The organism is Campylobacter concisus (assembly GCF_003049735.1).
Classification (GTDB): Bacteria; Campylobacterota; Campylobacteria; order Campylobacterales; family Campylobacteraceae; genus Campylobacter_A; species Campylobacter_A concisus_AN.
In genome coordinates, this window is record NZ_PIRM01000005.1 from 36,390 (window position 1) to 57,608 (window position 21,219).

The window sequence follows — 21,219 nt, forward strand, 5'->3', positions numbered from 1 at the left end:
TATATAAAGTTTTGATAAAATATTGAAATATATTAATACAGCAAAAGAACTTTATGAGGAGATATGATAGTGCTTAAAGATAAAGTTGTAGTTATAACTGGTGGAGCAGGTCTTATAGGAAAGGAGTTTGTAAAAGCGGTTGTTGAAAATAATGGTATGGCTATAATAGCTGATATAAATGAAGAGCTTGGTCTAAAAGCAAGGCTTAATCTATCGCGAGAATTAAACACTGCAAATATAGATTTTATAAAAGTTGATATAACATCAAAAAACTCTTTAAATAGCTGTATAGATTACTTAGACAATAAGTATAAAAAAATAGATGCTTTGGTAAATAATGCCTATCCTAGAAATAAAAATTATAGTAAGCATTTTTTTGATGTTGAATATGAGGATTTTGTGCAAAATTTAGGCTTAAACCTTGGCGGATATTTTATAGCTTCACAACAGTTTGTACTTTACTTCAAAAAGCAGGGATATGGAAATATTATAAATATAGGATCAATTTATGGCGTTGTTGCACCTCGATTCGAGATATATAAAGATACACATATGACTACGCCAGTTGAATATGCAGCCATTAAATCAGGGCTTATTCATCTTACAAAATATATGGCAAAATATTTTAAAGGGATGAATATAAAGGTAAATGCGCTAAGTCCTGGCGGTATATTTGATAACCAGCCGGAGCCGTTTTTGGAAAAATATAAAGATCAGTGTCTGAACAAGGGTATGTTAAACAATAGTGACTTAAAAGGCACCTTGGTGTATCTGCTGAGCGATATGAGTAGATATGTAAATGGTCAAAATATCGTAGTTGATGATGGGTTTAGTTTATGAATATACTTAAATATGTTAAACATATATTAAGCTTATCTAAAAGGGGAACATTTTTAGATTATATTATTTATTATTTAAAGGCCATTCCAAAAGTTAAACGACTTAAAAAAATTGACTTCTCGAATATAACTATATATTTTAAGAAAAACTCTAACTCTGTAAAATCAGATAGAAATGTCTTACTAGAATTTTTTTCTGATTATCCAGCAATGGTTCATAATATCTGCAATAGAAATTTACTTTTAGAAAATATAAAAAATACAAATAGTATTGCTTTACTCCAGCACAATTCTGATATTAAAATGAAATACTTAGCAAGAGTATATGGCATAAATAAATTTACATCTGTGTATACATATAAAAATATTTTATATAGATATATGTCATTGATATTTCTAATTAAAAATTTTAAATTCTTTAAATATAAAAAAATATATGGCTGGAGCATAGTTTGTGAAGGGATTGAAATAGGTGACCTGATTTATGATCAGTTTTTAAGATTTTCAAATTTACCTACTTATAGAAAAATTGATTTAAGGTTTTTATTATATATATTTAATTCTATAATATTATTTTATAGATACAAAGATATATTGGTAGAAAATAAAATTACTGATATTATTTTATCTCATGATGTGTATGCTGATTGTGGGATATTTTTTAGAGTAGCTTGCTTAGTTAATCCAGATATAAAATTTTATAATGGTGATACAGTAAATCTTGGTTATTTGACTGTACAAAATGCCACAAAAGGTCATATTAAAAAGCCAAGGGTTCTTTATAAAAATGATACGGTAGCAATATTTTCTAAATTTTCTAAAGAAGCATTATTAAAAGAATATGAGAATATTATGCTACTTAGAACTAGCGGGAAAAATCATAAAGATATTGATAATGCAAATGTATACTTGAGTACAGATATAAATAGCATTGAGGAATTAAAATCCAAATATGCAGTTCATCAAGAAGGTAAAAACTTTTTTGTATATTCGCATGCTTTTGTTGATGCCGTTAGATATTTTGAAACTCTTTATTCGGATTATTACACTTGGTTATATGAGACTTTGATTTTATTGTCAAAAAAAACTTTAAAGCATAATTTTTACGTAAAAGCCCATCCTTCTGAACATTTTTATAAATGTGATGTGACCGTGAAAAGTGTTGTTGATGAAATAAATTCTAAATATGGAGCTAAGTTTATTTACCTAGATAAAAAAATCAATAACAATATTGTATTTAAACAGGCAGACGCTTGTTTCACTTGTGCTGGATCGATCGCTTTTGAAGCACCTTGCTTTGGTGTGCCAGTATTTACCACATCAAATTTTATGAAAGAAGTAAAAACCACTATAAATTCTATGAGCATAGACGAATACAAGAGAAATTTGGAAACTGTAGATAATCTACAAAGGCTTAGTGATGATGTAATAGAAAGAGCAAGATTGTATTTTATTTTGTTTGATAAATATTTCCTGATAGATCTGGAAAATCCAATTAATGATGTTTTTGGGGATTCATATAAGCAGTATGAGTTTATAAATAGTAGTATTTTAAATAGTCCTAAAGTAGCAGAACAAGTATTATTCAGAGCATTTAAGTATACTGTGGCAAATAATTTTTTGTATACCTATAGAAATGAAGTTTAAATAAGCAAAAAGGAGAAGATGGTGGTTAGAAAGATAATAGGGAAGCTTATTCCTACACGAGTTAAAAAGCAATTGAATAATTTCAAAATATTGGCTTATGGTTATTCTCAATATGGTACTATAAAAAAATGGGATTGTGTCGATGCTTGTGGCAATAAAATACCTTGGTATACGTATCCTGCTATAGAATTCTTAAATACTTTTGATTTTTCTGAAAAATCTGTTTTTGAATTTGGAAGTGGTAATTCATCAACGTATTGGGCTAAAAAGGCTAAGGATGTTATTTCTGTTGAACATGATAAAGAATGGTTTGAAAAAGTAAATTCTAGTCTCAACAATAATCAAACTTTGCTACTCAGAGAAGATAGTGAGGATTATGAAAAATCTATATTGGATCTTAATAAAAAATTTGATGTAGTTATAATAGATGGTATCAGAAGACCTCAATGCTCAAATTTAATTAAAAATTGTTTAAATTATCAATCAGATGGGGGGGGTATTGTGATATTAGATAACTCTGATTGGTTTAGAGAGACATCAAAATATTTAAGAGAAAAACTAGACCTTATAGAGATAGATTTTCATGGCTTTGGTCCAATAAATGATTATACTTGGACGACTTCTGTATTTATAACAAGAAATTTCAGATTCAAGCCAATTGATAATATACAGCCTATTTTTTCCACATCAGCTATCAAACAGAGCGGGGAATAAATATTGCTACAACAAATACTTAAAAAATTTTTACCTAAAACATTAAAAGAAAAAATTATTGAGTTTAGAAATAATAATTTAGACGGATATGCCACAAAGTCATATTCTCAAGAGGGTGAAGATATGATTTTGAAAAGGTTGTTCGGAGGACAGAAATTTGGTTTTTATGTAGATGTAGGCGCCCATCATCCCAAGCGTTTTTCAAATACATATTATTTTTATAAAAAAGGATGGAGGGGTATTAATATAGATGCCATGCCAGGGAGTATGATTGCTTTTGATAAATTTCGTCCAAGAGATATAAATATAGAAAAGCCAATATCTGATAAAAAACAAATTTTAACCTACTACGCCTTTAATGAACCTGCTTTAAATACTTTTTCAAAGGAGTTAGCAGTAGAGTATGAAAAGGAAAATTATTTTATAAAATTTACAAGAGATATTGAAACTACAACACTTGAGGATATTCTTGATAGAAATTTACCAAAAAACCAGGATATAGACTTTTTGTCGGTAGACGTTGAAGGACTGGATCTTATGGTCTTAAGATCAAATAACTTTGAAAAATACAAACCAAAAATAGTTTTGATAGAAATTCTAGGAAATAGCTTTAGTGAAATTGAAAACAATAAAATAGCTGATTATTTAAGGCAATATGGCTATTCTATCTTTGCAAAGACTGTTAATACTGTATTTTTTGTAAACAATAGTTTTAAAAAAGATAAGCTTTTATAGACTTGTAGTTTAATATTTGTATTGGTTTATAAGATAATTATATGAAGGATCTGTAAAAGTATATGTGCGGAATATTAGGAACGATACCATCTTCAAATGAAACTGAATTTAAAAGTGCCTTAAATAGATTAGAGCATAGAGGTCCTGATGGTTTTGGAATAGAAACAATTGGAAATAGTATTACATTGGGACATAGAAGACTGGCTATTGTGGATTTGTCAGATGACGCTCATCAGCCAATGTATGATAAAATAAAAAGATATTGTTTAATTTTTAATGGTGAGATATATAATTTTTTGGAAATTAAAAAAGAGCTAGAAACAAAAGGGTATACATTTTGTTCATCATCAGATACAGAAGTTTTGCTTTATTCTTATATAGAGTGGGGTGAAGAGTGTGTCTTAAAATTTAATGGAATGTGGGCTTTTGCTATATGGGATATTCAAAAAAAAGAGCTTTTTTTATCTAGAGATAGATTTGGCAAAAAACCACTTTTTTATGCCGTAATTGATGGTAAATTTATATTTGCCTCAGAAATGAAGGCCATCTATCCATTTTTAAAAGAAATAAGACCATCACAAGATTTTCATTGGATGAAAGATAATATTTTTTCATATGAAGTAACCGAAAAATGTTTGATAGATGGAATTAAGAGATTCCCTTTCGGACATAATGGAATTTATAAAAATGGGAATTTAACAATAAAAAGATACTGGAACACGCTTGATAATATTGTGGACCCACCCAAAACATATGATGCTCAAGTAGAGCGATTTAGGGAATTATTTTTAGACGCTTGTAAGATTAGGATGAGAGCAGATGTACCTATAGGAACAGCCCTTAGTGGAGGGCTTGATAGCAGTGCAACTATTTCAGCCATGGCTCATCTATCAAAATCTCATGTTGATTATGGCAAGAATGACTGGCAACATGCTTTTGTTGCATCTTTTCCAGGTACTCCACTCGATGAATCACATTTTGCAAAAATGGTTGTTGATCATATAGGAATTGAAGCCACTTATATAAACATTGAGCCTCTTAAGTATTGGGATAACCTAGAAAAATATTTTTATATGTTTGAGGATTTATATATAACTAGCCCGATACCAATGATGGCTACATATGGAGCTGTAAAAAAACATGGAACGACAGTGACATTAGATGGGCATGGGGCAGATGAGCTTTTTAGTGGCTATGGGCATTTAGTTGAAGCCTTATGGAATAGTAAATTTTCGATAAAAAATAGTATAGATATACTTAATACCTATCAAGAGACATTGGGTAATGGGGCACAGTTTGATAGGAATAGTAATTTTAATATATATGTTAAATTTATGATAAAGAAAATAGCAAAAATAATTTTTGGAAAAGAAATTAGGTCAAAAGATGCCAACCATAAAAATTTTAAAAAACTTGATAGCTTTTCTCAGCAACTATATATAATTTTTCATGAAACGATATTGCCAACCTTGCTTAGGAATTATGATAGGTATTCTATGACAAATAGCGTAGAGATAAGGATGCCTTTTATGGATCATAGGATCGTCTCTTTTGTAACCTCTTTGCCGTATTCTAGTAAATTTGGAAATGGCTATACAAAAAAGCTCATAAGAGATGCTATGGATCCTTACATGCCAAAAGAGATAACATGGAGAAAGTCTAAGATCGGATTTAACTCTCCAATAGTTGATTGGATGCAGGGCGATTTAAAGGAATGGTTTTTGGATACGGTTCATGAAAAAGGCTTTATGGAATCTAGCTTGATAGACAATCCACCTGAGCTTCAAAGACAAATTTTGAGTATCGCAAATAAAAATACAAATAGCTATGTGTTGGCTGAAAATTCTTGGAAGAATTTAACACCATATGTTTGGGAAAAAGCAATTAAAAAATTTGGGGTTGGCAATAATGCAACAAAGTGATATAAAATCGTATAATTTGGCACCAATAGTGCTATTTGTCTATAATAGATTAGATCATACAAAGCAGACCATAGAGGCTTTACAAAAAAATGAAATTTCAAATAAGAGTGATCTTTTTATATATTCTGATGCGGCTAAAAACGAAGGGTCAAAACAAAAAGTAGCAGAGGTAAGGGAATATATAAAAAGTATAAATGGATTTAAAAATATTACAATCATTGAAAGAGAAAAAAACTATGGTCTTGCAAATAGTATCATAGATGGTGTTACAAAAATTGTAAATGAATATGGCAAAATAATTGTTCTTGAAGATGACTTAATAACAAGTCCAAATTTTTTAAAATTTATGAACGAGGCGTTGGAAATTTATAAAAATGAGGACAAAGTATACAGTGTTACTGGGTATTCTTTTACTGATAATATATCGGATATTGAAAGTAGCTATTTTTTGAAACTTACTAGCTCTTGGAGCTGGGGTACTTGGGCGGATAGATGGCAACAATTCAAACGAGATAAAAAGGATTTGGAGCAAATTGTCAGTAGCTCAATACAAGAAAAAAATCTTTTTAACTTCGATGATTCTTATGATTATATCAGCATGACTAAGATGCAGATCAATGATAAAATAGATTCGTGGGCGATTTATTGGCATCTGTGTGTATTTAAACAAAATGGACTTACACTATATCCTGCTAAGAAGTTAGTGAAAAATATTGGGTTTGATGGAAGTGGAACTCACTGTTCTTTCTCGGAACATGAGGACGAACTAGTAAATTTTTATCCTAGTTTTACAAAAGATATTGTTGAAAAAACAGTAAATAGAAATGTAGTGTCTAGTATATTAAGAGAAAAAAATAAAATAAGCATAAAAAGAAAAATAATAAATAAACTAAAAAAACATTTATCTCAAAAACAAAAACAGATTTTATTAATACTATTTTCGAAGGCACAATTGCTCTTTCATAAAAAAGATATAGGCAAAAATACATATATCGATAAGACAGTGCATGTAACAGGCTGGAAAAATATCTTAATAGGGAATAATACTGGTATCAGCGAATACACTTGGATAAATGTAAATAAAAGGTTGGGAGACAATAAGCATATTATAATTGGCAGCAACTGTTATATTGGCAGAAGGAATTTTTTTAGCTCAGGATTATTAATAAAAGTATCAGATTATTTTATGAGTGGCATTGATTGTAAATTTATGGGAAGCGACCATGTTTTTAAAAATCCTTTTATACCATATATTGCTACTGGAACAACTATGGAAAAAAAAATTATTATTGAAACCAATGTATGGCTAGGCGCTGGAGTGAGTGTTATTGGAAATTTAACAATAGGTAGAGGCTCTATAGTAGGTGCTGGAAGTTTGGTTAACAAAGACATACCACCTTTTAGTGTTGCTGTTGGGAGCCCTTGTAAAGTTATAAAAAGATATGACTTTGGTGCCGGAAAATGGGTAGGAATAGACGAATATAATTTCAACAATGATTCATTGATTCCAACAGAAGAGGAGTATGCAAATAAATTAAAACAAAATTTTCCAAATGTTATCATTCCATTTGTTGCATGTGGAAAAAATAAAGGTGATTTGTTTTGAAAAAAATATTAATTACTGGAGCCAAGGGTTTTTTGGGTTCAAATGTAGCACATTATTTTAAAACTCTAGGATATCAGACATATGGTATAGGACATGGTGGACTGTCTATAGAAGAGTCGAAAGAGATTGGGCTTGACTACTGGAAAAAGGATGATGTGTCGATAAAGGCAATTTTAGAATTTGAACAAGTTTTTGATGTTATAGTGCATTGTGGCGGTAGTGGCTCTGTTGGTTTTTCTGTTAAATGCCCATACGAAGATTTTAAAAAAACAGTAAATGGTACACTTGAAGTCTTAGAATATATAAGGGTGTATAACAATAATTCCCATCTTATCTACCCATCAAGTCCAGCAGTACAGGGCGAATGTGAGGATAAGCCGATCGTAGAAGAGTATTTTGGAAGACCAGTTTCTCCTTATGGGTATCATAAAAAAATAGCCGAGGATCTATGTCAGAGCTATAGTGAAAAATTTGGTTTAAATATTTCTATAATAAGACTCTTTTCAGTATACGGAAATGGTCTTAAGAAGCAGTTGCTTTGGGATGCTTGCCAAAAAATATTAGATAGTAGCGATGAGGCCGTCTTTTGGGGCACGGGGAAGGAGACAAGGGATTTTATACACATAAGTGATGTTTTGCGTTTAGTTGATATGTTGTTAAAAAAAGATGAGAAATTTTATATCATAAACGGTGGAACTGGTGTAAAGCATACCATAAAAGATGTAGTAGAAATGATAAGAAATCTAGTAAATCCAAATATTAATATAAAATTTAATAATCAAGTGAATGTAGGAAATCCAATGTACTACTGGGCGGATACACACAAGCTAGAAAAAAATAGTTTTAAGGCGGATAAAAATTTAAAACAAGAGATAATAAACTATGTAGAGTGGATAAAGGGACTGGATGATTAAAGTTGGATTTATAGGTAGTGTGTCAAAAGAATGGATGGGCGGATTAAACTATTTTAAAAACTTACTTTTCGCTATAAATTCTATAGAAAAAAAAGAGCTTGAAGTATTTGTTTTTGTTGGTAAAAAAATAGATATAGAAACAAAAAGAATGTTTCAAGAATATGCAACTGTAATAGAAGATAGCGTATTTGACAGAAAAAGTATAAAATGGTTTCTTAGTAAAATAGAACAAAAAATATTTAAAACAAATATTTTGCTCGAAAATATCCTTAAAAAACATAATATACAAATACTTTCTCATGCAGCTATAACAAATTTAAAAAATGTAAAAACTATAAATTGGATACCTGATTTTCAACATATTCATTTACCTCAAATGTTTTCTGAAAAAGAGATACAAAGTAGGAATAGAAATTTCTTAGAGTTAATACGAAATAGTGACTTAATTGTTCTTAGTAGTTTTGATGCATTAAAAGATATGAAAAAATTTGCACCCAATTATAAAGATAAGGCAAGAGTTTTGCAATTTGTTTCGCAACCAAATAGTAGATATTTTGAACTAGATGAACATGATAAAAGTTTGTTATTGCAAAATTATGAAATAAAAGATGATTTTTTCTATATACCAAATCAATTTTGGAAGCATAAAAATCACATGATGATATTTGAGGCCATTAGTGAATTAAAAAAAGATGGCATTGAGATTAATATTGTTTGTACTGGGTATCTAGGTGATTATAGAAATAAAACATATATTGATGATGCAAGGGAATTTATAAAATCAAATAATCTTGAAGACAATATAAAACTTTTGGGACTCGTGGATTATGAAGATGTTTTTGCATTGATTAAATTCTCAAAAGCAGTAATAAATCCATCTTTATTTGAGGGTTGGAGTTCTACCGTCGAAGAGTGTAAAAGTGTAGGAAAAAATATGATCTTATCTAACCTGGATGTGCATAAAGAACAATATCCAAATGCAGTTTTTTTTAAAAGGGATAGTATTGAATCTTTAAAAGAAGTACTAAAGTTTTATAAGATAGAAAATAAGAGTAATGTAGAACCATTAGAAGCAAGGACAAAAAAGTTTGCAAATATTTACTCTTCAATTTGTAGAGAGGCTTTAACTCACTAGGATATAACAATGGATAAAGATATCTACTATAAAAATTATGAAGAAAAACCAACTAAACTTAGTGTAATTACAGCAGCTTATAATGCAGAAAAATTCTTGCCTAGATTGATAAAAAGTCTACATGATCAAGTTGATAAAGATTTTGAGTGGATCATTTCTGATGGAGTGTCTAGCGATAAGACTTTAGAAATTTTAAAAAGTGCCGATGGGATAAATATAAAAGTAATTTCGGGCGAAGACTTTGGGATTTATGATGCTTTAAATAGAGGCATAAAAGCTTGTAATGGAGAATTCTATCTTATTATCGGTGCTGATGATGAGCTTTATCCAAATGCTATTAAAGATTATAAGAAAGCCATAGGAGATGGTGTAGACATAATAACAGCTCGTATTGATACCAATAATGGCAAAATTGAGCCAAATAGTGGTCCAAAATGGCTTAAAGGGCAATTTCGCTATATTTCAGGACATGCTGTAGGCTCAATATACCGCACAAGTCTTCATCAAAAACTTGGTTACTATTCAAGAAAATTTCCAATAGCGGCAGATCAGCTATTTGTATTGACTGCTGCAAATTATGGAGCAAAGATAAAAGTCGTAAAAAGTGTTGTCGGTAAATTTTCAAATGATGGAGTTAGTAGTATTGATATGTTAGGGGCTCTTTGTGAATTTTACAGAGTTCAGGTGGTGATGGGCGAAAATAAATTTTTACAAACCATCCTATTTATTTTAAGACTTATTAAAAATTTTAGAAAATTATAAAGATGTATAAATGAAAGACTACGATGTTTCTATAATAGTTCCCATATATAATGTGGAGAAATATATAGAAGAATGTGCAACTACGCTTTTAGAGCAAGACTATAACAATATAGAGTATATTTTTGTAAATGATTGTACCCTAGATAGTTCTATAAAAATTTTGAAGGACATTATTGAAAGATACCCAAATAGAATAAGCCATGTAAAAATTATTAATAAAATAAAAAATGAGGGCTTACCGCAAGCTAGAAAAAGTGGGTTGAAAATATCAAGTGGCAAATACATTTTACATGTAGATAGTGACGACTGGGTCGATAAAGATATGGTAAGTTCTTTGATGAGTGAAGCTAGAAAAAGTTATGCAGACATAGTTTGTTTTGACTATATTAAAGAATTTAATAAAAAAAGCGTTGTAAAAAGTTTTTTTTATACAAAAAATTACCCAAAGTCTAATTTGAACTTTGTAAAAGCTATTTTATCTCATGAAATTTCTGTTTCCATGTGTGATAAATTGGTTAAAAGAGAGCTTTATGAAAATGTTGAATTTCCATATTTTTCACACTGCGAAGATAGTTTTGTAAATTTACAGCTTTTTTATTGGGCAAAAAAAATTATTCACATTGCAAAACCATTTTATCACTATAGAACAAATCCTAATTCGCTTTCTAGTAGTTTTTCAAATAATAAAAAAGCTCTTGATGATTTTTCTGATTTTAGCAGAGCTGTAAAGAAATTTTTGATACAAAAAGATCTTTTTGATGAATATTTTAAATTTCACATTCCTACTATTTTAAAATTTACTTTGGATTATTCTGAAAGTGATTTTAAAAAACAAATAAATGCTATATGCCCAGAAGCAAATAATATAAAATATGTTTTTCAAATCAATAGAAATATAATCTATAAAATTTTATATAGCACAGTTTTTATAGGGTTCCCGCAAATTTTTGTTTTTGCAAAAAAAGTATTTATTAGGCTTAGAAATTTTTAGATTCATATTATTGGAGTTGCTATGAAAATTTTTATAATCGGTAATGTCTCGTCTATGATGATAAATTTTAGAGAAGAGCTCATAAAATTACTTGTATCGAAAGGGCATGATGTCTACTGTTTAGTTAGTGACTACAATGAAGAAAGTAGAAAAAAAATAATCTCATTAGGTGCAACACCGCTTGACCACACTTTAAATGCAAAAGGACTAAATCCATTTAAAGATCTCGTGGCTACATATGATTTGGTTAAGCTATTTAGGCAGCATAGGCCAGATGCGATTTTTTCTTTTTTTGTTAAACCAGTTATTTTTGTAACTATAGCCGCAAAAATGGCAAGAGTACCACGAATAGTAGGCATGATAGAAGGGCTCGGCGGGGCTTTTACGGTTCATAAAAATGGGCAAACAAAAAAGGCGAAAATCATCAAAACTATACAAGTTCTTTTATATAAAATTTCACTACCATTTCTTGACGAGCTTATATTTTTAAATAATGACGATAAAAAGGACTTGATTGATAGATACAATATAAAAGTAAAATCTATAAATATCTTAGGTGGTATAGGTGTTGATCTTGATAAATTCTCATATACTAAAGCACCAACTGATCCTATAAGTTTTATTTTTATAGCAAGGCTTCTTGCAGAAAAGGGAATATTTGAGTATTTAGAGGCAGCTAAAATCGTAAAAGAAAAATATAAAGATGTAAAGTTTTATATATTTGGTAGTTTTGATGAGCACAATCCATTTGGATTAACGCAAGAAGAACTAAAACCTTATCTTGATAGTGGCATAGTTATATATCCTGGTTTTGTAAATGATATAAAAGAACGGATAGCGGATAGCTCCATTTTTGTCTTGCCTTCATATAGAGAAGGTGTGCCAAGAAGTACGCAGGAAGCCATGGCGATAGGAAGGGCAGTAATAACCACAAATAGTGTAGGATGTAGAGAAACTGTTGAAGATAGTGTAAATGGGTTTTTGGTACAACCATTTGATAGTAAAATTTTGGCACAAAAGATGATTTATTTTATACAAAATCCAGAAATGATAGTCCAAATGGGTATAGAAAGCAGAAAAATAGCTGAAGTAAAATTTAATATAAATGAAAAAAATGAAAGACTTGCAAAGATTATTATTGGGAAATAGCACATTGCTATTTTTTTACTTTTTTAATTTATAGTATTAAAGATTTTAATTTAAAAATTTAGGCTTATCTTTAGCGGGCTTATCATGATTTAAATAATAAAACCAAGACAAGCTGGTTAGTTTTTTAAGCTAGACTTCTAACCCACTAGTCCACCAACTAGTTTTTATATTGTTCTTATTGGCCTTTTGTTTTAAAAATTCATCTTCCTCTTTTGTAGGTTTATATTCATCTTTGAAGAATTTTTCTTAGTATCAATCTTTTGCTCTAGTATCTTTCTCTCATGAATTTTATATGTTGGCTTCAGTACTAAAGATAATTTCTAAAGCTAACGCTATATGCCCTATATCATAGTGGTAGCTTACACATTTTAGCTCTTTAGGAGTGCCAAGGAGTTTTTATGACGACATGTGAGTTGCAGATATTGACTAGGTAGTTTTCATCTTTACCGATAACTGCGAAGCAAGCGTTAGCTAATTCTAAATTTATCCATTGCATTTACTGCTTATAAACAAATTTAATTACTAAAGAATTAAGCTAAATAAAATAGAAAATAAAATATAATCCCAAATCTTTGGTCCCGTAGCTCAGTTGGTAGAGCACTACCTTGACATGGTAGTGGTCGATGGTTCGAGTCCATTCGGGGCCACCACTTCTAACAAAACATCCTAAACAAGAGATTTAAAAATTAATTATTAGTAAATTTTCTAAAGATGTGGTAAAGATTTATTTCAAATAATCTTTCACATCATACTCTTTGCCAGCATCGTGATCTTTTAAAAGCTTTGCCACGATAGGGCTTAAAATGATGATGGCAATTAAATTTGGTACGACCATCAAGCCATTAAACATATCTGCTAGGCTCCAGACAAAATCAACCTTTTGCAAGCTTCCCAAAAAGACAAAAACGACTACCAAAATTTGAAACGCTCTGACCGCTTTTGCCCCAAGAAGGTATCTTACGTTGATCTCAGCAAAATAGTACCATCCAAGAATCGTTGTAAATGCAAAGAAAAATAGGCAAACAGCTACGAAACTATATCCGCCAACCTTGCCAAAGATATGCGATGAGAAGGCTTCTTGCACTAAGGTTATACCTGTAAAGACTGCTTTACCATTTTCAAAGCTAATAACATTTGCAGTGAGCACTACAAAAACGGTTATATTTAAAACGATAAAAGTATCTACAAAGACGCTCATTATGCCAAGTACGGCTTGATCGACTGGGTGTTTGACGTTTGCAGCAGCGTGTGCGTGTGGAGTTGAGCCCATACCGGCTTCATTACTAAAAAGACCCCTTGCGATGCCGTATCTCATCGCAGCTGCTATGCTGGCTCCAGTAGCTCCACCCCACGCAGCTGAGGGATCAAATGCGGCTTTGTAGATAAGCAAAACTGCATCTGGGATTTCGTGAAAATTTAAAGCGATAATGATTAGTCCAACACCTACATAAAGCAAAGCCATCAAAGGCACAATCTTTTCAGCTACTCTTGCGATCGCCTTTACGCCACCTATAAAGATGACAGCGCAGACGATTGCTAAAAAAGCTCCAGTTATCCACTGAGGTATACCAAAGGCACCTTTAAAGCCGTCTGAGATCGAGTTTGCTTGCACCATATTTCCGATAAAGCCAAGTGCGATAATGATAGCGATAGCGAAAAATCCAGCTAAAATTTTTGCCCATTTTCCTTTTAATCCACGACTTATATAAAATGCCGGACCGCCTATCGTGTGCCCGCTATCGTCTTTTGTGCGGTAAATTTGAGCTAGGCAAATTTCAGCAAAATTTGTAGCCATGCCTAAAAACGCAGCGCACCACATCCAAAATATCGCTCCAGGACCACCCATGATAAGAGCTGTTGTCGCACCTACTAGATTGCCAGTGCCAACTTGTGCGGCGATTGCGGTTGCAACTGCTTGAAACTGGCTCATGCCAGCCTTGCCAGCAGCTTCGCCGTGAAGTGAGAAATTCCCAAAAAGCTCTCTTAGACCCATTTTAAACTTAAAAATTTGAACAAACCCAAGCCTAATAGTAAAAAATAGTCCAGTGCCGCAAAGTAGGGTAATAAGGAAGTATGGACCCCAAAGAAATGAATTTATACTTTCAACACAATTATTTAAAATTTCAGCAAAATTTGTAGGCATTTTCTTGACTTTCATTGGTGTAGTTTAGAGAGCGAGTATATTTAAAAAAATATAAAATTAGAATAAATAAGAAAAATTTTTTAGCTTAGCTTAAAATTTTGTACTAGTTTTCGGCTTACTCATGGCAAGCGTGTTTTAGATGGCTTTTGTGAGAAATTTGCAATCTTTCTTGCATGAACATAACTTGGCAAAACGTACTTGGCTCTTAGTTTTGCTAAAAATCTTATAAAGCACGTTACAAGTAGCTTTGGCGTTAAATTTTGCTTCATTGTTATTTGTTAGATTTACCATATTTTGTCCGCTGTTTGACTTGCTGGTAGCCAGGCTCTGTGTCAAATTTTTCTCGCAGATCGCCGCCCAAAGCTGTTTAAAAATTTCTGGAAATCCGCTTGCTATGCCATAAGCCGTCGTTAATCTACCCCAAGGCACGTATTCTATCTTTAAATTTAAAACAGCCCTTTCAAATTGACAGAGTAAAGCCTAATATTTAACCCTTGGATTTTATTTTCTCTAGCCACTCATTTAGCGTTTTTTCAAAGCCTATGCCCTTGCTTTTGTAAAAAACGAGCGGTTTTTCTAGGTATTTTTGCTCGACCCAGCCGCCAAAATCATGCGGATAAAGGTAGTCTTTGCTCTCTTTTGTGTGATTTTTTAGGTATGGTGGAATCTTTAAAATTTCTTCGCTTTGCACGTATCTTAGAGCGGCATTTATCGCGTTGTAGCTGGAGTTTGACTTTGGCGAGCTAGCTAGATAGATAGCACACTGAGCCAGTATGATCCTAGCCTCTGGAAAGCCTATCTCTTTTACCGCGCTTAGCGTGCTTGCGGCTAAATTTAGCGCATGTGGGTTTGCATTGCCGATGTCTTCGCTGGCAAATATCGCCATCCTTCTGGCGATGAAGTCCGCACTCTCGCCAGAGTCTATGAGCCTTGCGAGATAGTATATGACGGCGTTTTCGTCGCTTCCACGCAGGCTTTTTATAAAAGCGCTTGCTAGCTCGTAGTGCGTGTCGTCCTCTTTTGCCCCCTCTTTTAAGGCGTTTTGGCGAAGTGTTTTTAAATTTTCTAGGCTCACATTTTCATCAAGCGTGATGGCAAATTCTAGTAAATTTAGCATAGCTCTTGCGTCACCGCCGCTACTTTTAAAGAGATACTCCTTCGCCTCCTCGTCAATGCTAAATGAAATTTGCTCTCTTATCTTGCCAAGAAGCTCCTCAAAATCGCCACTGCTAAGCGGTCTAAACTCAAAGAGCATCGAGCGACTTCTGATGCCTGAGCTTAGCGTGAAAAAGGGATTTTCCGTGCTAGCGCCGATGACTAGGGCTTTGTAGTTTTCCATGGGGATGAGTAGCGCTTCTTGTTGGGTTTTGCTAAGTCTGTGGATCTCGTCTATGAAAAAGAGTGGTTTATTTAGGGCGTTTTCGTAGTTTTTTAAAATTTTACGAAAGTCATCTATCTTTAAATTTCCGCCGTCAAACTCGTAAAAGTCGTAGTTTGCCCCGCTTGCCACTGCTCTTGCAAAGCTTGTCTTGCCACAGCCTGCTGGACCATAAAATATGGAGTGCGGGATTTTGCTAGAGGCTATAAATTTTAAAAATGCCGCTTTAACCACTTTTTGACCGCAAATTTCATCTAAATTTTTTGGTCTAAACATCAGTGCAAGTGAGCTCAAATTTTTTCCTTTACTTTGCTGGTTTTGGCAAAATTTTAGCTTTCGCGCTAAGACTTTCTATCTTAAACTCATAAATTTTAGTGATCTTTAACCCATACTGAGCCGCTGTTTCAAAGGTACTCATCGCGTAGGCTGTGTATTTTAGGCTGAGGATTTTTAAAATTTCATATTTTTTAGCCTCGTCTGTGATCTCGTAAACTCTAGTTTTTGCGATGGCACTTTTGTACTCAGTCGTAAAAACCTTGCCTCCAAGCGCCTTGCCATCGTCTTTTATTGCATCTAGCTCGCTTTCGCTTAGATGCGGGACTTTGTTAAAACTAACGCAGACAAACTCTACTTTTCGTCCATCTTGAAGTAGTTTTGCCTTACAGCCAGCGGTAGCTCCGTGTATAAAAATGCTCTCACCAACCCTAACTGGCGAGATCGGCACGCTAAAAATTTCTCCCTCATCATCCACGCATGAGATCACCGCGTATTCGCAATCATCGATAATCTCAAGTGCCTCATCGCGACTAAGCTCTCTATCTTTTCGCCTCATTTTTCATCCTTTTTTTGCAAAATATTTTAAAATTTAAGTGCTTAAAGGCTAGTATAACGCAAAAATTTCAAGGAAAAATATGAAAAAATCTCTAATTTTTGCCCTTTTGCTGGGTGTAAATTTATTTGGTGTAAGCGAGGTTTGCAAGGAGTATGTCAAGCAAAGTAGGCTCTATCTTGACGAGCTTTATGCCAAAGAGAGCAAACGACTTGCAGGTGATGAGAAGGCGCTAAGGCTTTTTGAGCTTAAATTTGACGAGTTTAAGCAAAGACAAATCGGCCAAGAGGCGATGATAATGCAAAATAAAGACGAGAAATTTTGCAAAAGCGAGCTAGAAAAGGTAAATAAGCTTCTTTCTGAGCTTAAAAAATAGCTCAAATTTTAGCGTTTAAGTCCCACTCGATGGGCGTTTTGCCGTGGTTTGCTAGGTAGATATTTGCCTTTGAAAAGTGCCTGCAGCCAAAAAATGCCCCACGAGCTAGCGGACTTGGGTGGGCTGCTTCTAAAATGAGGTGCTTGCTAGCAGCTATAAGTGGCGCTTTTGCCTTGGCTGGGTTGCCCCAGAGCATGAAAACTACGTTTTGTAAATTTTCACTTATCTTTCTTATAACTGCGTCAGTAAAACCCTGCCAACCAAAGCTTGCATGAGAATTTGCCGCTCCAGCGCTAACACTTAAAGTTGAGTTTAGTAGTAGCACGCCTTGCTTTGCCCATTTTGTGAGATCACCACTATTTGGCTCTTTTATGCCAAGATCAGCGTAAATTTCTTTATAGATATTTACAAGGCTTGGCGGGACTTTTACGTCACTAGGCACTGAAAAGCTTAATCCCATGGCTTGATTTGCACCGTGGTATGGATCTTGGCCTAGGATGACGACCTTGATAGAGTGAAACGGCGTTAGATTAAATGCGTTAAATATAAGCGCACTTGGTGGATAGACGACGCCAGCGCTCTTTGCTTTTAAGAAATTTTCTTTGATGCGAGCGAAATTTTCACTCAAAAACTCATCTTTTAGCACCTCTTTCCAGCTTGGCTCGATCTTTACATCGTCTAAATTTATTTGCATTTTCCTGCCTTTTGTAAGTTTTAGCAGTATAATTTTAACTAAAATTTATCTAAAGGAAAGAGCTGTGTCAGAGCAAATTTTTAATAAGATCTATGAGCTTCTTAGCAAGAATGAAGCTAAATTTAAAGTTCTAAATCATGAGAGTGCGACCACTTCAGAAGAGGTGGCAAAACTTAGGGGAACAAAGATGAGCCAAGGTGCAAAGGCTCTAGTTTGCTCTATAAAAGGGGTAGATGAGGAGAAATTTAGGAAAATTTTTAAAGATGAAAATGTGCTAAATGATTATTTGCTAAGTGATGAAAAGCCAGCGATGAAGGCTGGTAAAATTTATATTTTGGCTATTTTGCCAGCCGATATGCAAGCAAATCTTGATAGCTTGACACAAAAATTTGACGGCAAAAGGGCAAGCCTAGCTAGTCCAGATGAAGTTTTGGCATTGACAGATTGTGTTTTTGGTTCAGTGCCGCCATTTAGCTTTCATAAAAATTTACACATTGTAGTTGATGAAAGGTTGCTACAAAGAAACGATGAGATCGCATTTAATGCGGGACTACTTGATAGATCGATCATTTTAAATACAAAAGATTATACAAAGATAGTACGGCCAACGCTAATAAATTTTGCAGAATAAAAAGTGCTAGGCTAACCACTTCCTAGCACTAAATATTGTCGGGAGAAAAATGAATTTAAATAATGCAAAGACGAGAAATTGCTAAATTCATTTCAAGAACAAATATTATCAGGCATAATCTTAAAATATAATAAATTATATAAACAAAAAGCTTTAAATTTAGGGATTTATATATTTAAATATAAATATATATATTTTATAAATAAATTTATAGATCAAAGCTTGTGGATTTAAAAAGAATTTATAAAAATTTGCTTAGTAAATATTAAGTTTAGCTTAAAGCCCATTTAGATAAAATCCTTAATCGTTCTTTTATCGTAAAAAAGACAATTTGATATAAGGAAAAACAATGAGCGATATCATCGCATACAAACTAAATGGCGAAATAGTCGATACTCAAAGTATCGCAGGGCGTGAGAGTAGTGCTGAGCCTATCTATTTTGACAACTCAAAAGAGGCACTACACGTTATCAGACACTCCTGTGCGCACCTCATGGCACAAGCTATCAAATCACTCTATCCAAAGGCGAAATTCTTTGTCGGACCAAACGTAGAAGATGGATTTTATTATGATTTTAGAGTTGATGATGAGGGCACGAAGCTAGGCGAAAGCGATCTAGCAGCGATCGAAGAAAAAATGAAAGAGCTTGCTGAGAAGAAAATTGATATCATCAAAACCTGCTCAACCAAAGCTAATATGAGCGATAAATTTAAAGATGACGACCTAAAGCAAGAGGTCTTAAAAAGAATTCCAGATGGTGAAGTGAGCAGCTATTCGCAAGGCGATTTTGAGGATCTTTGCCGTGGACCACACGTACCAAATACTAAATTTTTAAAATTTTTCAAGCTTACACGCGTGGCTGGAGCTTATCTTGGCGGCGATGAGAGCCGTGAGATGCTAACTAGAATTTATGGCACAGCATATGCAGACAAAGAGAGCCTAAAAGAGCACATCCGTATCATCGAAGAGGCCAAAAAGCGTGACCATAGAAAACTTGGTACAGAGATGAAGCTGTTTACTTTTGATGAAGAAGTGGGTGGCGGCTTGCCGATCTGGTTACCAAATGGTGGACGCTTGCGCTCGAAGTTAGAGCAAATTTTATATAAAGCCCACCGCGACCGTGGCTATGAGCCAGTGCGAGGTCCTGAGCTTTTAAAGGCTGATGTTTGGAGAAGAAGCGGTCACTACGCAAACTACAAAGAAAATATGTACTTTACGACGATCGACGAGACAGAGTATGGCATCAAGCCGATGAACTGCGTTGGTCACATCAAAGTTTATCAAAGTGATATCAGGTCTTACCGCGATCTACCGCTTAAATTTTTCGAATACGGCGTAGTGCATCGCCATGAAAAAAGCGGTGTGCTTCACGGGCTTTTCAGAGTGCGCGAATTTGCCCAGGACGACTCGCACATCTTTTGTATGCCAAGCCAAATCAAAGAAAATATCCTAGAAATTTTAAAATTTGCCGGCAAAATAATGGAAAATTTTGGCTTCCACTACGAGATGGAAATTTCAACCAAGCCTGCAAAAGCGATCGGCGGAGATGAAATTTGGGAAACGGCGACCAAAGCGCTAAAAGAAGCTCTTGATGAAAATGGCTTTAAATACGGTATCGATGAGGGCGGTGGCGCATTCTACGGTCCAAAAATCGACATTAAGATCACTGATGCGCTTAAGAGAAAGTGGCAGTGCGGCACGATACAAGTTGATTTTAACTTGCCAGAGCGCTTTGATCTAGGATACATCGATGCAAACAACGAAAGACAACGCCCCGTAATGCTTCACAGAGCACTGCTTGGCAGTTTTGAGAGATTCATAGGAATTTTACTTGAGCACACTGCTGGTGAGCTACCATTTTTTATCGCTCCTACGCAAGTCGTCATTGTACCTATTAGCGACGCACATTTAGACTACGCAAAAGAAATTTCACGCGAGCTAAGAAAGATCAATATCGATAGCGAGATTGCAAGTAAAAATGAGAGTTTAAATAAAAGAATAAGAACGGCTGAAAAACAAAGGGTGCCTATGATAGTCGTGCTAGGTGACAACGAAGTAGCGAACAAGAGCGTTGCGCTACGCGACAGACAGGCTAGGACGCAGAGCGATATGAGCTTGGCGGAATTTATAAATTTAACGAAGGAGAAACTTAGTGAGGTACATTTTTGAGTAAGGAAAATGAAGTATTGCTCAATGAGGACATAAGGGCGAGAGAGGTAAGATGTGTAGGGGATGATGGCACGGCATACGGTGTCATCTCAAGAGAAGAGGCTTTAGAGATCTCAAATAAGCTTGGGCTTGATCTAGTGCTTATAGCGCCAGATGCGAAGCCGCCAGTTTGCAAAATAATGGACTATGGTAAATTCCGTTATCAGCAAGAGAAAAAGCAAAAAGAGGCCAAGAAAAAGCAAAAAACCATCGAGATAAAAGAGATAAAACTCTCTGTCAAGATCGCCCAAAACGATATAAACTACAAGGTTAAACACGCAAGCGAGTTTTTGCAAGATGGCAAACACGTTAAATTTCGTGTATTTTTAAAGGGTCGCGAGATGAGCACTCCAGAAGCTGGCGTAGCTATGCTTGAGAAGGTCTGGGAAATGATAAAAAATGAAGCTGATCGCGATAAAGAACCTATGATAGAAGGTCGTTATGTAAATATGCTTGTAACTCCAAAAAAGGGTTAAATTCTCACAAAGAGCAGGCTAGGGCTTGCTCTTTGTTACATTAAATTTTTAATACAAAAACTTATAAAT

The 21,219-nt window shown here is 33.7% G+C and carries 20 protein-coding genes and 1 tRNA gene; 16 read left to right on the forward strand and 5 right to left on the reverse strand.

Going from position 1 to position 21,219, the window contains the following annotated elements; all coding sequences use genetic code 11:
• Nucleotides 1–63 precede the first annotated feature (63 nt).
• The 12 genes from CVS97_RS08075 (at nt 64) to CVS97_RS08135 (ending at nt 13,064) form a co-directional block, all read left to right on the forward strand.
• Nucleotides 64–840 (forward strand): oxidoreductase, encoded by a 777-nt coding sequence (locus CVS97_RS08075; RefSeq protein ID WP_107785716.1) that lies wholly within the window; start codon nt 64–66, stop codon nt 838–840.
• Nucleotides 837–2,486, forward strand: a complete 1,650-nt coding sequence (locus CVS97_RS08080) for a hypothetical protein (protein ID WP_107785717.1) — start codon at nt 837–839, stop codon at nt 2,484–2,486. The genes CVS97_RS08075 and CVS97_RS08080 overlap by 4 nt, the downstream gene beginning before the upstream one ends.
• Before the next feature lie 21 nt (nt 2,487–2,507).
• Complete coding sequence (locus CVS97_RS08085) at nt 2,508–3,200, forward strand: hypothetical protein (RefSeq protein WP_199905991.1); 693 nt, start codon at nt 2,508–2,510, stop codon at nt 3,198–3,200.
• 3 nt (nt 3,201–3,203) lie between these two features.
• Complete coding sequence (locus CVS97_RS08090; RefSeq protein WP_085657982.1) at nt 3,204–3,935, forward strand: FkbM family methyltransferase; 732 nt, start codon at nt 3,204–3,206, stop codon at nt 3,933–3,935.
• Between the two features lie 62 nt (nt 3,936–3,997).
• Nucleotides 3,998–5,857 carry an asparagine synthase (glutamine-hydrolyzing) gene (gene asnB / locus CVS97_RS08095; RefSeq protein WP_107785719.1) on the forward strand — a complete coding sequence of 620 codons (1,860 nt, stop codon included), beginning with the start codon at nt 3,998–4,000 and terminating at the stop codon, nt 5,855–5,857.
• Nucleotides 5,844–7,463 (forward strand): glycosyltransferase, encoded by a 1,620-nt coding sequence (locus CVS97_RS09550; RefSeq protein WP_159070906.1) that lies wholly within the window; start codon nt 5,844–5,846, stop codon nt 7,461–7,463. Before asnB ends, CVS97_RS09550 begins: the two co-directional genes overlap by 14 nt.
• Nucleotides 7,460–8,377, forward strand: a complete 918-nt coding sequence (locus tag CVS97_RS08105; protein WP_107785721.1) for an NAD-dependent epimerase/dehydratase family protein — start codon at nt 7,460–7,462, stop codon at nt 8,375–8,377. Before CVS97_RS09550 ends, CVS97_RS08105 begins: the two co-directional genes overlap by 4 nt.
• Nucleotides 8,370–9,512, forward strand: a complete 1,143-nt coding sequence (locus CVS97_RS08110; RefSeq protein ID WP_107785722.1) for a glycosyltransferase family 4 protein — start codon at nt 8,370–8,372, stop codon at nt 9,510–9,512. The genes CVS97_RS08105 and CVS97_RS08110 overlap by 8 nt, the downstream gene beginning before the upstream one ends.
• A 9-nt stretch (nt 9,513–9,521) precedes the next feature.
• A complete protein-coding gene (locus tag CVS97_RS08115; protein ID WP_107785723.1) occupies nt 9,522–10,274 on the forward strand; it encodes a glycosyltransferase in 753 nt (250 codons plus the stop codon).
• A 10-nt stretch (nt 10,275–10,284) separates the two neighbouring features.
• Nucleotides 10,285–11,265 (forward strand): glycosyltransferase family 2 protein, encoded by a 981-nt coding sequence (locus tag CVS97_RS08120; RefSeq protein ID WP_107785724.1) that lies wholly within the window; start codon nt 10,285–10,287, stop codon nt 11,263–11,265.
• Between the two features lie 21 nt (nt 11,266–11,286).
• Nucleotides 11,287–12,414 carry a glycosyltransferase family 4 protein gene (locus CVS97_RS08125; RefSeq protein ID WP_107785725.1) on the forward strand — a complete coding sequence of 376 codons (1,128 nt, stop codon included), beginning with the start codon at nt 11,287–11,289 and terminating at the stop codon, nt 12,412–12,414.
• Nucleotides 12,415–12,988: 574 nt separating this feature from the next.
• Nucleotides 12,989–13,064: transfer RNA gene (locus CVS97_RS08135), tRNA-Val, on the forward strand.
• Nucleotides 13,065–13,138: 74 nt separating this feature from the next.
• On the opposite strand, the gene CVS97_RS08140 is transcribed toward CVS97_RS08135, so the two are convergent.
• The 4 genes from CVS97_RS08140 to CVS97_RS08155 form a co-directional block, all read right to left on the reverse strand.
• Nucleotides 13,139–14,557, reverse strand: a complete 1,419-nt coding sequence (locus CVS97_RS08140; RefSeq protein WP_087578171.1) for an alanine/glycine:cation symporter family protein — start codon at nt 14,555–14,557, stop codon at nt 13,139–13,141.
• Between the two features lie 135 nt (nt 14,558–14,692).
• Complete coding sequence (locus tag CVS97_RS08145) at nt 14,693–14,986, reverse strand: hypothetical protein (protein WP_107785726.1); 294 nt, start codon at nt 14,984–14,986, stop codon at nt 14,693–14,695.
• Nucleotides 14,987–15,044: 58 nt separating this feature from the next.
• Entirely contained in the window at nt 15,045–16,211 is a 1,167-nt protein-coding gene (locus CVS97_RS08150; RefSeq protein ID WP_234401434.1) for a replication-associated recombination protein A, read from the reverse strand.
• 28 nt (nt 16,212–16,239) lie between these two features.
• Entirely contained in the window at nt 16,240–16,767 is a 528-nt protein-coding gene (locus CVS97_RS08155) for a pyridoxamine 5'-phosphate oxidase family protein (protein ID WP_107785728.1), read from the reverse strand.
• A 79-nt stretch (nt 16,768–16,846) separates the two neighbouring features.
• Here CVS97_RS08155 and CVS97_RS08160 point away from each other — a divergent pair, with 79 nt between their 5' ends.
• Nucleotides 16,847–17,140 (forward strand): hypothetical protein, encoded by a 294-nt coding sequence (locus CVS97_RS08160; protein WP_107785729.1) that lies wholly within the window; start codon nt 16,847–16,849, stop codon nt 17,138–17,140.
• Between the two features lies 1 nt (nt 17,141).
• On the opposite strand, the gene ung is transcribed toward CVS97_RS08160, so the two are convergent.
• A complete protein-coding gene (gene ung, locus CVS97_RS08165) occupies nt 17,142–17,834 on the reverse strand; it encodes a uracil-DNA glycosylase (protein ID WP_107785730.1) in 693 nt (230 codons plus the stop codon).
• Nucleotides 17,835–17,898: 64 nt separating this feature from the next.
• Between ung and CVS97_RS08170 the strand changes: the two genes are divergently transcribed.
• The 3 genes from CVS97_RS08170 (at nt 17,899) to infC (ending at nt 21,150) form a co-directional block, all read left to right on the forward strand.
• Nucleotides 17,899–18,465 (forward strand): YbaK/EbsC family protein, encoded by a 567-nt coding sequence (locus CVS97_RS08170; protein ID WP_107785731.1) that lies wholly within the window; start codon nt 17,899–17,901, stop codon nt 18,463–18,465.
• A 349-nt stretch (nt 18,466–18,814) separates the two neighbouring features.
• The gene (gene thrS, locus CVS97_RS08175) at nt 18,815–20,635 is read left to right on the forward strand and encodes a threonine--tRNA ligase (protein WP_107785732.1); all 1,821 of its coding nucleotides are present in this window, start codon (nt 18,815–18,817) and stop codon (nt 20,633–20,635) included.
• A complete protein-coding gene (gene infC, locus CVS97_RS08180) occupies nt 20,632–21,150 on the forward strand; it encodes a translation initiation factor IF-3 (protein WP_054195973.1) in 519 nt (172 codons plus the stop codon). Before thrS ends, infC begins: the two co-directional genes overlap by 4 nt.
• The last annotated feature ends 69 nt before the right edge of the window (nt 21,151–21,219 follow it).

What these genes read in the sequence shown, in the direction of transcription:
- CVS97_RS08075 (WP_107785716.1), top strand. Translation starts at nt 64, where the DNA reads ATGATAGTGCTTAAAGATAAAGTTGTAGTTATAACTGGTGGAGCAGGT.
- CVS97_RS08080 (WP_107785717.1), top strand. Translation starts at nt 837, where the DNA reads ATGAATATACTTAAATATGTTAAACATATATTAAGCTTATCTAAAAGG.
- asnB (WP_107785719.1), top strand. Translation starts at nt 3,998, where the DNA reads ATGTGCGGAATATTAGGAACGATACCATCTTCAAATGAAACTGAATTT.
- CVS97_RS09550 (WP_159070906.1), top strand. Translation starts at nt 5,844, where the DNA reads ATGCAACAAAGTGATATAAAATCGTATAATTTGGCACCAATAGTGCTA.
- CVS97_RS08110 (WP_107785722.1), top strand. Translation starts at nt 8,370, where the DNA reads ATGATTAAAGTTGGATTTATAGGTAGTGTGTCAAAAGAATGGATGGGC.
- CVS97_RS08115 (WP_107785723.1), top strand. Translation starts at nt 9,522, where the DNA reads ATGGATAAAGATATCTACTATAAAAATTATGAAGAAAAACCAACTAAA.
- CVS97_RS08120 (WP_107785724.1), top strand. Translation starts at nt 10,285, where the DNA reads ATGAAAGACTACGATGTTTCTATAATAGTTCCCATATATAATGTGGAG.
- CVS97_RS08125 (WP_107785725.1), top strand. Translation starts at nt 11,287, where the DNA reads ATGAAAATTTTTATAATCGGTAATGTCTCGTCTATGATGATAAATTTT.
- CVS97_RS08140 (WP_087578171.1), bottom strand. Translation starts at nt 14,557, where the DNA reads ATGCCTACAAATTTTGCTGAAATTTTAAATAATTGTGTTGAAAGTATA.
- CVS97_RS08150 (WP_234401434.1), bottom strand. Translation starts at nt 16,211, where the DNA reads ATGTTTAGACCAAAAAATTTAGATGAAATTTGCGGTCAAAAAGTGGTT.
- CVS97_RS08155 (WP_107785728.1), bottom strand. Translation starts at nt 16,767, where the DNA reads ATGAGGCGAAAAGATAGAGAGCTTAGTCGCGATGAGGCACTTGAGATT.
- CVS97_RS08160 (WP_107785729.1), top strand. Translation starts at nt 16,847, where the DNA reads ATGAAAAAATCTCTAATTTTTGCCCTTTTGCTGGGTGTAAATTTATTT.
- ung (WP_107785730.1), bottom strand. Translation starts at nt 17,834, where the DNA reads ATGCAAATAAATTTAGACGATGTAAAGATCGAGCCAAGCTGGAAAGAG.
- thrS (WP_107785732.1), top strand. Translation starts at nt 18,815, where the DNA reads ATGAGCGATATCATCGCATACAAACTAAATGGCGAAATAGTCGATACT.